This is a genomic window from Flavobacterium subsaxonicum WB 4.1-42 = DSM 21790 (genome assembly GCF_000422725.1).
Classification (GTDB): Bacteria; Bacteroidota; Bacteroidia; order Flavobacteriales; family Flavobacteriaceae; genus Flavobacterium; species Flavobacterium subsaxonicum.
This window is the reverse complement of record NZ_AUGP01000018.1, coordinates 228,186-242,844: the sequence shown is the minus strand read 5'-3', so window position 1 is coordinate 242,844 and position 14,659 is coordinate 228,186. Positions and strand designations below refer to the sequence as shown.

The following is a 14,659-nucleotide window of genomic DNA, read 5'->3' as shown; positions in this document are numbered from 1 at the left end:
GTTGGTTAATTTTTATTGATAATTTTATTTACAGCCTGAGCCAGTTCCTGTCCGTATTTTTCCCAGGGCCTTTGCATTGCTGTTAGCATTGCTGCCTCGCCCATTTTTTTTAGCTGGCTTCTGTCCTGCAAAATATTTTCTAAAGACGCTATTAACGACTCTGTAGAGCCGGCTTTAATTATAAGGCCATTATTGCCGTTAGATATAATATCTGGCCCAATGGTGCGCTCTGTGGTAATTACAGGCAACCCCTGAGACATAGCCTCTGTAATTACAAGCCCAAAACCTTCAAAAAGAGACGGAAACACAAAAACATCCTGTGTTTGCATAAGCTTTAAAATTTCGGCATGGGGCAGGCCAGGTATATATTTACATTTTGCCAAACCTTCTTCAAGCGGTTTGCACTCTGTAGAGGGTTTTCTTCCCACTATGGTTAACTCTATTTTATCTCCGCCAACGTGCTTAAACGCCTCAAATATATTTGCAATTCCTTTTCGTTGCGATAACCCGCCTACAAATAAAACTTTTAAAGGCTTAGAAAAATCGTTGCTATAGGTTTTATTGTTATACACCTTAGGAAACCCATAGGGTATAACCGTTATTGGTGCAAGGCTACCCGGGTAATCTAACAACGTTTGGGCGGTAAAAGAGCTCGCAACAAAAATATGGTCAGCAAGGGCAAGCTCGTCATCCTTACGGTTTAGCTTTAGCTGAGAATCTCTAAAACCGTGCATGGTAGATGCCCATTCCGGCCTCAAGTCTATTTCGCTTTGCATTAATCTTCTTGCAGCACGCCAGTAGCCTATAGGAAGGTCGTAAAAACTAAATATATCCGACTTTTTTGCCTGTTTAAAGGTTTCAAGTGCACCATCTTCGTAAGCATAAACAGCCTTGATGTTGTTTAGTTTACTGCCGGACACCTTATGTGCCGTAAACTGGTCTATGTTATGGCATATCCTGTCGATGCTAAAAGCGCCTTTTTCGTGCTCAACCAAGCTGGAAATACCCGCTTTTAAAGACAATAGCCTAACCAACTCTTTACCCGGCTTTAAATAGGTTAGAGATTGGAGGTCGGCATCAAAACTCCTTTTATTAATTTCCTGTAAAGGCTTTACGGAGCTGCTTACTTTGTGCAACAAACTATCCGGAAATGATGCTATAGAGGTACAGAATGCGCTAAGCATACCTGCATCTTTAAAACCTCTTAAAGCAGCCCTTACATTTTGATTACCAACCGGATGAGAAAGAATGATCATAATTTATTAATTTGTAAATAAAACATTTAGCCATTCTTTAACCAATACCTTTGGCGAAAACTTAGTATCATAAAGCGCAACCTGATTTTCTCTATCAATTTTTCCTGCAGCTATATCTATAGCAAACTGGTTAATTTTTTGTTTTAAATCGCCGTAAGGCTCTAACGACTCTATTACTCTTGTAGCTACCGGATCGCAGGCAATATCAGATATGCCCCCTTTATCAGTAGCCATCCACGGTATGCCGGCACTCATTATTTCGAGCAGGCTTATAGGCAGCCCCTCAGGATGTACAGATAATAGTAAATAGCCATCTATCGATACCAAAACCTGTTTTAATTCTTCCTGACCGTTAAATTGCCCGTGGTATTTTATATTAGGGTACTTATAAAAAAAAGATGCAGGATACATTTGCCCTTCTCCCCATATATGAAATTGTATATGGTTTAAATTCTCCTCATTACTTAACCTGCACAATATGTCTATCCCTTTTTCAGGTATCAGCCTTCCATAATATCCAAGGTTAACCTTATCTGATGATACTTTAGGTTGTTTAACCCTATCTAATACAATTTTTCTTGAAAAGCAAGGTATTGTAATAACATCGCGCTTAAGTGCCAACTGCATGTCTTTGGCATTTTTTTTAGAACAGGCCACAACAGTGTCTGCCTCACTTAAAGACACCTTATACGAAGGCCCCCAGGTTTGCTGATCGGCCAGATCGCCCGATGTATGGTGGTGGTGTACCCATTTTTTAAACCTGAACATTTTTTTTATCAGGCTAATGCTTTCGCCCTGCCCGTTAGTGTATAGGGCATCATATTTTGTGAATACCGACCCTAACACAAACAATAGAAATCCGAGTTTACCCTGTATAGTTTTACCGGATGGCAAAAAAGTACGGGTACAGTATTGCCTGAGCATTTGCTTTTGCTCTAAAGAGTTGTTTGCCCTTAAAACAACTAAGTCTATCAAGACGTTGTCTAAAGGAGCCACCTGAGAAATAAATTCTTTTACATGGCTCTCTATTCCACCCGTTTCCATTAACTGGGTAGAATAAAGCAAGATTCTTTTTTTTGGCATACTACCCATTAATTATTCTCTTGACTTGTAAACACGTGTTATTTGTTGCGATGCACCTACTAAAAGCAATACTTTAATAGCCTGCCTGTATAGCATAGCTTTAATAGCGCTGCTTCTTTTAATGCTTTTATATTCGGCAAACGTACTTATAGGGTTAGAAATTGATTCTGCCCCCTGCTTAACTACTTTGCTTAAAAAATTTCTTCTGTTGGCAAGTGCCGTTTTATCTACTTTAGGCAATTCAAAAGTTGTCATTGCCAGGATTTGGTCGTACGATACAATCTCTGTAAACTCACGCAATGTATCCAGCCTTGGGTCTGTAGGGTCCGGGTGTATTAACGCTACATTAGCCCCCATACCAAGACTTGGCAGTGCACAGTGTATTTTTGTGGTTAATACTATACGGGCTTTACAATATCTTTCAAGCAGCATTTCCATGTGGGCTGTTGCTTTTTTATCGTATTCCTTAAGGTTACCTGTAGTATCCGGCGGATCATGAGATACCCTTGTTAATTTTTCGCCCAGTAATGTTTCTAACTTAACTTTTACATTTTCCGGGATAGGGTGGTCTACATTATCAACTAAAAGGCATTCGCCTTTGCCCGAAACGTTTATAGGAGAGCGTGCATTAGAGGTTACCGTTAAGCAACCCGAATAGTATGCGGGTATACCCCAGCCTAAAAACAATTTAAGCGTTTTATGATCGCGACAGCCAACAGGGCCGTTTTTCTTGAAATGCTCTCTTACTTCGGCTCTTTGAAATAAAGCAGAATTTGCAACGTGTACAGATAAATATAATGGAGTTACATTAACCGGCGGCGGAAATTTGTCGAAAGAATGCATATACCATCCGTTTGCAACAAGAAAGCCTGGTTGGTCTTTATCTATCGAAGCCAGATCTTCGCGATCTGCAACCAAAGAATCTGCAGGCAAAAAAGCTTTCGCCACCATGCCCTGCAATACATCCCCTATATTATTTCTTACATCACCTTCTACTTGATAATAGTATTTCATTTATATATAAGTTTAATATTATTTTTTTATGGTATATAAGTTATATAATTGTTTTGCCACTTTAGGCAAAGCATCTACAGGATGCGTTCTTTGCGGCAGGTTATTATAATCATCATCGCAAAAATAAAGATGTTCCTGATAATTAAAGTCCGATACCGAAAGTTGTAGATCTGCCCTTGTACCTTTTAAAACTACCGGCAGGCCGTGCTCAAGCATTGCCATTGTAGTACCACTTTTACCCCATAAAAGTCCGTCAGCACGGGATATTCCAATGTCTGACCGGCTTAAAATATTTGATATCTCTTGTGCCGGCAATAGCCCTAAATCAGAGACATTTTCGTTACCAAAAATATTTTTTGCCATATTCAGCGAAGGTAACTTAAATTGCCCTCCGCTGCCAAAGGTTATGAAAATTATTTTTTTGCCCTGCTTTTCGGCCACTTTTTTAAGCCAGTTTAGCTGGTTTTTAAACTTATCCAGCTCTCCGGAAAATGTGCCAAAATTTACAGCCTGTATATCAGTATTCTGTTTAACCTGATGGTTATTTAAAAATCTTATATTACTAAAAAGAGGCAGTATAGATACTTTATATTTTTTTAAATGCGTTTGATAGGCACTTATACTTGTTGTTATTAAAAATGGCTTAACAGCATTTAAATTATGGAAAACACATTTTTTTTGTAAAAAATAAAACACCCGGTTTTTAAGCGTATTGGTTTTACTATTGTTTATACCGCCCCAAAGCTCATGAAACATAATGTGCCATTTACCTTTATGCGAAAGTTTATTAAGCTTTGAGCTTAGGTTAAAAGGCAGGCCCTTATCGTTAAACGAAAAAGGCACATACTGTAAACTCAACACATCCGAGTTAAAGCCATCAATAAAATTTTTGGCTTTAATCATACGTTCGTTCCACGTTTGTAATGACGGCAGCCTAAGCACATCTACTGATGTTTCTTTATCATGCCAGACACTGTATACATCTGTTTTAACATGCCTGTCGTTAAGCGCAATAGTTTTTACAGCATGGCCCTGGCGTATCAATTCTGTTGCTAAAAGCAAAGTATAGTCGCCAACCCCATCTTTACCGGGCTCTAAAGAGCCACAAAGAAAAACTATTTTCATTTTTTAATTTTAATTTTAGAAGATCTTGTAATAATCAAAGTCACACAATTACTTTCTTTCTCCTATTTTTTTTGCGGGTATCCCTCCCCATATTTCATCAGCGGGCACAGTTTTGTTAAGCACTGCACCGGCTGCTATTATAGCACCATCATTAATAATAACTCCTTTTAAAACAACCACATTAGCCCCTATCCACACGTTATTACCTATTACAATTTTGTCTTCGGTAGATTTTTGCGTTCGCATTAACTCTGTAAGAGCCGTGCCATGGTTATGATCTATAAATTTAGACCCTGCAGCTATAAGACAATTATTACCTATTGTAATTTTTTTTGTAATATTAAATTCGCAGCCAAAACCTATAAAATTATTATTACCTATTATGATAGATGGCCCTTGTTTCCAGATTCCATCGTAATGAAAATAAATATCGTGCTCTAACCTACATTTATTACCTATACTAACCTGATGCGGCCAAGTAACATTCATTTTTGGCGTAACGGTAGAGGCACCAATTTTCATTCCCTGTATTTTAAGAGACAATTTTCTTAGCATAAAAATGTATTTATTTATATAACGTATGCGAAGTACAAAAAAAAAACGCTCTGAAAATTTTCCCATATTTAGTTTTTAATAAATTTAATTCTATCTACAATTTATAAAACCTACCTACCACCGCCGCTATGATTAATCGCCTTCTTTTCGCCCTAACATGTTTCAAAGAGTGTGGTTTAAGAGGCCCATCAGCATATTTCCAATATTCTCTATCTACTAGACGAGGTCTTCTGCCTGATAAAGACTGTTTAAATATATTCCATTTCCACGGCTTTGGCTGCCCCAAAGCATGTGGTAAAATAGCCAAGCCAGACCTAAAGCCCATCCCCTCTTGGGTGATAAAACTATACTCGCCATCCCATGCCTCAATAGTTGCATTTAGTGCATCTTGATCTGTTTTACCGAAAGGAGCAAAAGGCCCCTGTGCACCTTCAGGTAATTGAGAGCCATTAATAAATGCGGAACTATTTAAACCTCCTATTGCAGGCGCCATAGCCTCCTGTACCAATTTCCAAGTTTCTAAAAAACCTCTATTACCTAATGAAACTCCCGCAAACCCCCCATTGACATAAATAATATCTTTAAAATATAGGAAGATACCATTTTTCGAAAAATAATTACGCCAGGCAGATCTTGTAGGGTGGTTTTTAGAAAGAGGAGAATTGACATCTTCACAAAGTGCAATCCCACAAGTAACCCATTTTTCAAAAAAAAACCAAGGAGCAGAAACTACAATATCCGGGTCAAAATAAAACATCCTTTCAACATTAGCAGCAGGTCCATTCCAAAGGTCTAACATAAAGTCAGGCTTGTAATTTGTTAAATGATAATCTGTTGTAAGTGGAATAAAATGTATAGAAAAGTCATCTTTGACTTTTAATGTCTTTCCGTTACACCACTGCATTTCTTGCAATTCCTCATTTTTTGCCCATGGTGGCAGTTCTCCTCTGTATCCCGCATATAATGAACCTCTAAAACCATTTCTATAAAGAGAATTGGCAAGCACTGCAACGCCGTAATGATAATGCCCTTCAAAAAGTGTACAAATTGCTGAATTCATCCGAATTATAAAATTTCTTAATACTATTATATACTAACTCTTATTAGATTATGTGATTGTAATCATATATATTATTTGATAAGCTTTTTAATAAAGGATTTACCTTTATTTAGTTGAGTAGAAAAGAAATTTCTTTTACTCTTAAATTTATCTAAAACCTCATAATCTGCAGTAAAAACTGAAAAATACTGATTTAAAACGTTAGCCATTTCTATTTTCATTGCTGGAAAATACTTCGGATTCCACGTTAATCCATCGCAGTTACAAACCGCAATAAATTTATTGTAATATTTTGAGCTGATATCATATTTACAAAAAGCCAAAACAAAGAATTTCCAGTCGGATGCAAATCGCAAAGTTTCATCATAAAAGCCTATTCTGTCATGCAACTCTCTTTTAATAAAAGCTGCCTGATGGCTTATGGAAGTTCTTCTAAAAAAACCAAAAGTTATAGGATGAGAAAAAATCTTTTCTCCAAAAATCTTCCCTTTACTTTCTAAAATAGCATCGCCATATAAAATATCCTCGGTAGGATTACTTTCAAAAATATTTTGCAATGTATTGTTATCGTACAAAACATCACCGGCATTAAGCATTATGAGGTAATCTCCGCTGGCTTTTTTAATACCTTTATTCATAGCATTAAAAATACCGCTATCGCGCTCGCTAACCCAAAATGCCAGCCTGTCTTCTATTTGTTTTATTATTTCAACACTGCCATCTGTAGAGGCCCCGTCTATTATAATAAATTCAAAATCACGAAAAGTCTGACTGTTAACGCTCTCGATAGTCCTGACTAAATCCTGAGCATTATTTAAATTTATTGTAATAATCGAAAGCTTCATTAATCTATAATTTATATTAATGTAAGCAGCTTAACAGCTACTTTATTTTTTGTTTATTATCTCCAGGATATATTTTGCTTTAATAATTTTGCCGGCACACCTGCATATAAAGCATTTTCTTCATCTAACACCCTGCTTACAGTTGTTCCTGCCCCAATAACATCTCCAGACCTTATAATGGCACCTTTTAAAACAGTGCAACGGCAACCCATCCAAATACCATCGCCAAAAATAATTTCTTTGGGTGCATTAATTATGTCTCCAATCTGATTTAATATGCTATGGGCATCAGAATCCATAATTAAAATATCCCAAGATAAAAGGCAGTTGCTGCCAAACTCAATTTTTTTAGCGGCAATTATAGATGTTTCGGCTGTTATGCTAAACTTATCGCCAAATATTAATTCGCCACCTTTAATTACAACTATTTTAGAGCCGCGCCCTATATAGGCTTTGCCCTTAAAATTTACGGTGCCCGAAACCTCCCACATTGTTTTAGAACGCCTTTTATCAAAAATGCCCACATGGCCTCCTCCTATAACAACCCTGCCATAATAAAGAGGGCCATCTATAATAACGCTGCCCTTAGTGGCTTTTAATATTGCATTTTTTGATACTAATACAGGTAGCTTAATAGCATCCTGAAACTTAAAGTATGTAAAATTGAAATAAAATGTATTGTAATCAAGTCTAACAGCGTGTTTTACCAAGCGCATTATTAGGGTAAGCTTTGCATTCATAAGCTTTATAGATTAAATTTAAATTCAGTTTTTCATACACGTAGTAGCCTTCTAAATAAATAATAATATAATATGGTTTTGCACTTTACAGCCAAAAAGCCCGGTGCCTGTTTTAAAATAACGCCAAAAGATTTTAAGGCCTCTTTAGCATTACTTTTTAATCCGTTTTTATAGTAACCAAAAACAATCTGGTTAACATATATAAATATTGTATGATTTAATGTTTGAGTATTGGTATTGTTATTTAGCAGCCACTTTAACACCTTAAGGTAATACCTTTGTATGTGCGGCAGCCTTTTTTGCGATTGTACCTGAGAGGTTATCCTGTCGTTACGGTCATCGTTAACAAAAAGCGTAAGACTCTCTTTTACAACAGCAACTTTAGGATTATGAGAAAGGTACCTAAACGTTAGGTCCCAGTCCTGATAGCATGCATAAGAAACATCATAGCCGCCCAGCTTATCCAAAAGCTCTTTTTTATACATCCAGCACTGCGTGCTGCCCATTATTTTCCAGTGGATCAAAGAACCTATAACTCCCTTACTTTCATCAAGATTAGGGATAAATTTTTTACCGTTGGCCGAATCTGTAAAGCCGCCGGCACAGCTATCGCTGCCTTCTTTAGTCATTGCCTCTGCCTGAAGTCGAATACGATCCGGGAACATAAGATCGTCAGAATCAAAAAATACTACAAAATTTCCGGTTGCATTTTTTAATCCAAAGTTTCTTGCTGTTGGCGCTCCCTGGTTTTTTTGCTTGTAATAAACCAACTTGCCATCCGGCAAAGACTTATCTAAACAGTATGCTTTTATTGCCTGCTCGGTATCATCTACAGATCCATCATCAACCACAATAATTTCAATGTTTGTATACGTCTGGCTTACCAGGCTATCAAGGCATTTTATTATTTCTTCCGCTCTGTTATAAGTGGGTATGATTATAGAAACACGATTCATTCTTGTAAGGTAGGCAACAATTATATATCTTAATTATTTAAGCTTCCAGACCTGATCCCACATTTCGTTAGATTTGGCTTCAAGGCTTTTTATAACTTCTGGCTTAACATGGTGAATACTGTTTGCATTTTTTAAAGCTTCTCCTACTTTGGATTTTGCCGTTTCAACATCCATAATATCCAGCAAATTTTCGCTAACCTTATAATCTGCAAGCAATTCAGGATATTTATGACTCCATCCGGTTGCAAAGGTACACACTCCTTGAGAAAGACCACTAACTACACCGTGAAATCTTGACGATATAAGAAGTTTTGTCTTGCCGATAATTGCCTTTACCTCCAACGCATTAAGATCTGTAAGCATTAACACCTCTTTAGATAACTGAGGACGTATTTTATTAATAATATCTTCATCTCCTTTTCCTTCGTGATTAAGCAAAATCAACTCTTCTCCCTGATCAATAAAAAACTGACACATTTGTGTTAAAAAAGCTACATATCCTTCAGACACTTCCTTGCTTGTATCAGAAATCATCTTACGGTTTGGAACTACACAAACATACCTTTTATTTTCAATAAACTGAACCAATGGCACCTTAGGTTTAATAAGGTTAGTAAAGTCTGGCTTTAAAACAATTTTTGGGCTTTCGCCAAACAATTTTATCAAATAATCGTATGATATTTTTTCTCTCGCAAATAAAATATCGGCATACTCAAAAACAATTTGCATGCGCTCAATTGCATGTGCATTTGTAAATGGGCCAAATGCCTGCGGTAAAAAAACAAGCTTGGCACCGCCATCTTTTAATGTTTTATAATAACTTCTTGCTCTTTCGTTAGATTCTTTTGTAAACATAGCTGCCCATTGGTCTCCAAACTGAAACCCTCCTGCATCTAAAAGCATATCTACTTGCGATGGCTTAACAAAATAAACTTTTTTAAGAAGTTTTTCTGGCAAATATTTTAATATTTTACTTTTTTGATAAATATATAATCCCTCTCCAATTGCCTGAGAATATATACCACCAACGCTATGTGGGGTTACAATACAGGTTCTGCCTGGAAATTTTTCTTTTGTTTTCTCAATAACAGAGCGAAGCATTAGTTCAGCTCCTTTATTAACAAAACCGGCATTATCGATTAAAAAATTCATAATTTTTGTTTCTAAATTATCAAATATATAGGTTAAATGTATTAAAACATCGTTGTGCTGTTACACAACTGCCTTAAGCTGAATGTTGTTAAAGGCGCATTTAATATTACTGTTGCCACTATCATCCCACAAAATTAAAGCAACAGATCCTTTGGTAAACAATTTTAAATCGTCTGTTACCGTCATAATTACATTACCGTTAGACATAAAGCTAAATTTATTGTCTTTAACTGCAATTATAAATTTATAAACCTCGTCTACATTAATTTTAAACGGCTCTGTTTGCAGGCTGTTGTAAAACTGCCCTTTATGCACCGCATCAAAATGCAACTGATTATCTTCTATCCTAAACCTGTATCGGTTGTAAAAATCATAATATCTAAACCCAAACTGTATCTCTCTAAACTCAGTGTTAAATACAGCATCAAAACTAAGCTCGTAGTTTTTTTGAGAATAATCCATTATATAAAAATAAATCCAGTCGTCTAACAAACCAGAGGTATTAAAATACATGTTATCGCCATCTATAGTTGTTTTATTGTCTGTACAAACAGTATCAACTGTAGTTAGCGGAATATTAAAAAACTTTAGGTACCTGTCGTTAAACCTGTTTTTTACTACCTGCCAGGTCTCATTTTTATAAATAAGGTTATTAAAAAATTCGTTACCATTATAAATAGGTTCTCCTACATTGTAAGCAACCTGCTCTTTACTTTTATTTAATAACTTTTGGTATTTTATAAAATTTTGAGCTGTAGCCTTCTTTTTATAGCTGTTAAGGAACCTAAAAACAGTTCTTGTATTTAAAATTTTATGCAGAAGCGATGTCATAAATACTTAATTAAATTTAATAGTTTGCAAAACCTACAGTTCCTGCATTTGAGTCATTCTTTTAAACCTTACGGATGTTTCCATCAATTCAGAAAAACTTCCTGATTCTACAATCTCTCCATTATTCATAACAACAATAAGGTCGGCATTTTTAATGGTAGACAATCTATGCGCTACTATAAGCACGGTATATTTACCATGTAAAGATTCAATATTATTTTGGATTGCCTTTTCGGTCTCAGAGTCTAATGCCGATGTAGCTTCGTCAAGAATTAGTATATCAACATCTTTGTACAACTCTCTTGCAATGGAAATTCTCTGCCTTTGGCCGCCACTTAAATTAACGCCATTATTACCAAGTACCGTATTTTCTTTTTGAGGCATTTCGGCCAGAAAATCTTCCACCGACGCCTGCTTTACTGCTATTTTAAATTTATCGTAACTTTTGGGTGAAGGTTCGTCCCAAAAGGTAATATTATTAAAAACGGTATCGGTAAATATTACCGGGTCTTGTGTAATGTACCCAATTCTTTTTTGGAAAGTTTTGATATCAAGCTCTAAACTATTAATTCCGTTTACCGTCATAGATCCTTTATCTAACGGAATAAGGCCTGCCAGTACATTAACCAATGTTGATTTTCCGCTACCACTCTCGCCAACAAAGGCTATGGTTTTGTTTTTTGGAATACTGATATTTATATTTTTTAAAACCGTAGTGTCTTTGTAACCAAAGCTTGCACTTTCCAGTTTAATTTCGCTATCAAACTCGGTAATTTTAACAGTACCATTGGCCTCTTTGTTATTCATTAGCTTATTTTCAAAAGCCGTAATATTATCCATAGAGCCAGAAACTGCTATAAAGCCATTGTAAGAAGACTGCATCATCATTAAAAATGAAAGCGCCCTGTAAAAGAAAAGCATACTTACAAGTATTGTACTTAAAGTACCTCCTAATACATTTACCTGTAATAGTATTACACCACTTACAACAACAATTAAAAGAGGCTCTCTGGTTGCGCTAACTATAGCACTTAGTTTACCTATTTTTGTATTGTTATGCTCTATATGCTCTATAGTATTGAGTAGCTTTTGATTGTATTTACCTAATAAGCCTGTTGCTTTTAGATATTTAAAGCTATTAACATACTGTATAATCAGGCCCTGATAAAAATTACTTTCAAACGTAAGTTTTTCGGATGCTTTTTTTGTAATAGTATATACCTTTTTATAAACAAGGTTAGTAAGCGCACCACCAATACAAATAAGCACGGCAAATTTAGCATCTACAAAAAAGGCAAACATCATGTAAACAATAACCATAACTGCCTGCTGAACGGTGCCAAAGTACTGTTGGTAGGCCACCGAAATCCTGGCAACTTCGGCAGACAGTACGTTTTGAATTGTACCTACATCCGACACCACAAAAGACTTATAAGACATTTGCGACATAAGCCTTGTTAGGTTTTGGCGGGTATTTTTTATAAAATATTGCCGTACTATAACCTCATAATAACCCCCTGAATATACAGCTAAGCCTTTTAAGAAGAAAAATACGCACAGTACTATAAGAACACTTATAAGATTCATCTCCAGCCCAACATAATTCATGCCTTTTACAAGAAAATCCAGATTACCTAAATTACTTGATTGGCCTTTGCTGGAACCATCTACCATTTGTAATAACGGCAAAAACATTGCTAAACCAAAACCATCTAAAAAACCTACCGAAATATTTAAAATAACCCTTAGTATAATCCTGTAACCCAGTTTTTTATAAAAGTAGGCAAAGTTCTCAAAATATTTTATTACAAATTTCTTTATGGTGCTTTTTATCATTGCAAGTATCGTTAAAACCGACTACAAAATTAATATTAGTATAGCCAATTATCCTACCAATTGCTCCAACTGCGGCCTGCTGTTTTTAAATATAGCAACATCGCTTGCTACCATTTCTTTACAAAGTGCAGCAAGGTCATACTGTGGTTTCCAGCCCAGTTGCGTTTTAGATTTTGTAGGGTCGCCTATTAGCAAATCAACTTCTGTAGGGCGGTAATACGCTGGGTCTACTTTTACAATTGTTTTACCTAACAAACCTTCGTATACAGGTTGGCCTGTGGCAGCTGTGTACACCTGTTCGTTAATAGATGCTACAGTACCCGTTTCGTTTTCGGCTTCGCCTTCAAAACGTAAAGTAATGCCTACTTCGGCAAAAGACATGGTTACAAAATCTCTAATGTAAGTAGTTACACCTGTTGCAATAACGTAATCTTCGGCAACATCCTGCTGCAAGATCCTCCACATAGCTTCTACATAATCTTTTGCATGGCCCCAGTCGCGCTGAGAATCTAAATTACCTAAGTAAAGGCAGTCTTGTTTACCCAATGCAATAGCAGCAGTAGCCATTGTAATTTTTCTTGTTACAAAGGTTTCGCCCCTTCTTGGAGATTCGTGGTTAAACAAAATTCCGTTACAGGCATACATATTGTAAGCTTCGCGGTAGTTTTTGGTAATCCAGAAACCATATATTTTAGCAACACCATAAGGAGAACGTGGATAAAACGGCGAATTCTCGTCGTAAAAACCTTTCTCATTCTTATTTTCGGCTAAACCACCATATAATTCAGACGTAGATGCCTGGTAAATCCTGGTTTTCTTTTCAAGTCCAAGTATCCTTACAGCTTCCAGTATCCTTAAAGTACCGATACCATCTACATTAGCAACATATTCAGGAGAATCAAACGACACTTTTACGTGAGACATTGCACCCAGATTATAAATCTCATCCGGTTGCACTTCTTGTATAATTCGTATAAGGTTAGTAGAATCTGTTAAATCGCCATAATGCAATTTAAAGTTTACATGTCGCTCATGCTGATCGATATATAAGTGGTCTATACGTTGTGTATTAAAAGAAGAAGAACGTCTTTTAATACCATGTACAGTGTACCCTTTTTCCAATAGCAACTCAGCCAGATAAGATCCGTCTTGTCCTGTTACCCCTGTAATTAAAGCTGTTTTCATGTATTAAACTATTCTGTTAGTGTTATTTTTTTAAGACTATCTATATTTTCAAGAAACCAGCTGTATGTTAACCCAATTCCTTTTTCTAAATCAATTTTATGCTGCCAGCCTAAATTGTGCATTTTAGAAACATCCATAAGTTTTCGTGGAGTTCCGTCCGGCTTTTCGCTATCCCAAATTATTTCTCCGGTATGGCCGGTAACTTTTTGTATCGTTTCGGCAAGCTCTTTTATGGTAAGATCTACCCCTGTACCAATATTGTATAAATACTCCGGCAATTCATTTTCTAAAGCAAATACTACAGCCTCGGCCATATCATCTACAAATAAAAACTCGCGCATTGGCGTACCGCTACCCCATAATGTTACAGGGGCATTGCCGTTTTCTTTAGCTTCATGAAACTTGCGTATCATGGCCGGCAACACGTGCGACGTATTAAGATCGAAATTATCTCGGGTACCGTATAAATTAGTAGGCATAAGGCTTACATAATCTTTACCATATTGCTTTCTGATAGCCTGGCACGTTTTCACACCGGTTATCTTAGCAATAGCATACCACTCGTTTGTAGGCTCTAAGGTATCTGTAAGTAAATATTCTTCTTTAAGCGGCTGTGGCGCAAATTTTGGATAAATGCATGAGCTGCCTAAAAATATAAATTTGTCAACATCATTTTTAAGGGCGCCATCTATAAGATTATTTTGTATCAGCATGTTTTCCATCAAAAACTGGTACGGATAATCGTTGTTAGCCAATATACCGCCAACTCGTGCAGCAGCATCTATAATAACATCGGGTTTTTCCTGAGCTAAGAATTCTGAGACTGCCTGTTGGTTTCTCAAATCAAATTCTTTGCTGGACCTGCCTATCAAATTTGTGTATCCTTTATCAGATAAAATTCTCCAAATTGCACTGCCCACCATACCATTATGTCCGGCAATGTATATTTTGGCATCTTTTTGCATCTCGACTTTTTAATTATTTGTTACTACGAATCCGGACAAAAGTAAACTAAATTTAT

Annotated in this window: 14 protein-coding genes; all 14 read right to left on the bottom strand. The window is 36.3% G+C overall.

The window, feature by feature from the left end; genetic code table 11:
• Positions 1 to 5 precede the first annotated feature (5 nt).
• Positions 6 to 1,256, bottom strand: coding sequence for a glycosyltransferase family 4 protein (locus G509_RS0107240; protein WP_035738659.1), 1,251 nt, complete (start codon positions 1,254 to 1,256; stop codon positions 6 to 8).
• Between the two features lie 6 nt (positions 1,257 to 1,262).
• On the bottom strand, positions 1,263 to 2,339 hold the full coding sequence (locus tag G509_RS0107235; protein WP_207382701.1) for a glycosyltransferase family 4 protein: 1,077 nt from the start codon (positions 2,337 to 2,339) through the stop codon (positions 1,263 to 1,265).
• Between the two features lie 12 nt (positions 2,340 to 2,351).
• Positions 2,352 to 3,353, bottom strand: a complete 1,002-nt coding sequence (locus G509_RS0107230; RefSeq protein WP_026990905.1) for a polysaccharide pyruvyl transferase family protein — start codon at positions 3,351 to 3,353, stop codon at positions 2,352 to 2,354.
• A gap of 18 nt (positions 3,354 to 3,371) precedes the next feature.
• Positions 3,372 to 4,478, bottom strand: a complete 1,107-nt coding sequence (locus tag G509_RS0107225) for a glycosyltransferase family protein (protein WP_026990904.1) — start codon at positions 4,476 to 4,478, stop codon at positions 3,372 to 3,374.
• A gap of 48 nt (positions 4,479 to 4,526) precedes the next feature.
• Entirely contained in the window at positions 4,527 to 5,033 is a 507-nt protein-coding gene (locus G509_RS0107220; protein ID WP_242604869.1) for an acyltransferase, read from the bottom strand.
• Positions 5,034 to 5,127: 94 nt separating this feature from the next.
• Positions 5,128 to 6,093 carry a hypothetical protein gene (locus G509_RS21605; protein WP_035738658.1) on the bottom strand — a complete coding sequence of 322 codons (966 nt, stop codon included), beginning with the start codon at positions 6,091 to 6,093 and terminating at the stop codon, positions 5,128 to 5,130.
• A gap of 71 nt (positions 6,094 to 6,164) precedes the next feature.
• Entirely contained in the window at positions 6,165 to 6,938 is a 774-nt protein-coding gene (locus tag G509_RS21600; protein ID WP_051199999.1) for a glycosyltransferase family 2 protein, read from the bottom strand.
• 56 nt (positions 6,939 to 6,994) lie between these two features.
• Entirely contained in the window at positions 6,995 to 7,678 is a 684-nt protein-coding gene (locus tag G509_RS0107205; RefSeq protein WP_026990902.1) for an acyltransferase, read from the bottom strand.
• A gap of 32 nt (positions 7,679 to 7,710) precedes the next feature.
• Positions 7,711 to 8,634 carry a glycosyltransferase family 2 protein gene (locus G509_RS22785; protein WP_026990901.1) on the bottom strand — a complete coding sequence of 308 codons (924 nt, stop codon included), beginning with the start codon at positions 8,632 to 8,634 and terminating at the stop codon, positions 7,711 to 7,713.
• A gap of 33 nt (positions 8,635 to 8,667) precedes the next feature.
• On the bottom strand, positions 8,668 to 9,786 hold the full coding sequence (locus G509_RS0107195; protein ID WP_026990900.1) for a polysaccharide pyruvyl transferase family protein: 1,119 nt from the start codon (positions 9,784 to 9,786) through the stop codon (positions 8,668 to 8,670).
• A gap of 60 nt (positions 9,787 to 9,846) precedes the next feature.
• Positions 9,847 to 10,617: a hypothetical protein gene (locus G509_RS0107190; protein WP_026990899.1), complete on the bottom strand. Its 771-nt coding sequence runs from the start codon at positions 10,615 to 10,617 to the stop codon at positions 9,847 to 9,849.
• A gap of 33 nt (positions 10,618 to 10,650) precedes the next feature.
• The gene (locus G509_RS0107185; RefSeq protein ID WP_026990898.1) at positions 10,651 to 12,453 is read right to left on the bottom strand and encodes an ABC transporter ATP-binding protein; all 1,803 of its coding nucleotides are present in this window, start codon (positions 12,451 to 12,453) and stop codon (positions 10,651 to 10,653) included.
• A gap of 48 nt (positions 12,454 to 12,501) precedes the next feature.
• Entirely contained in the window at positions 12,502 to 13,638 is a 1,137-nt protein-coding gene (gmd, locus tag G509_RS21590) for a GDP-mannose 4,6-dehydratase (RefSeq protein WP_051199997.1), read from the bottom strand.
• Positions 13,639 to 13,646: 8 nt separating this feature from the next.
• Positions 13,647 to 14,603, bottom strand: coding sequence for a GDP-L-fucose synthase family protein (locus G509_RS0107175; protein ID WP_026990897.1), 957 nt, complete (start codon positions 14,601 to 14,603; stop codon positions 13,647 to 13,649).
• Positions 14,604 to 14,659 lie beyond the last annotated feature (56 nt).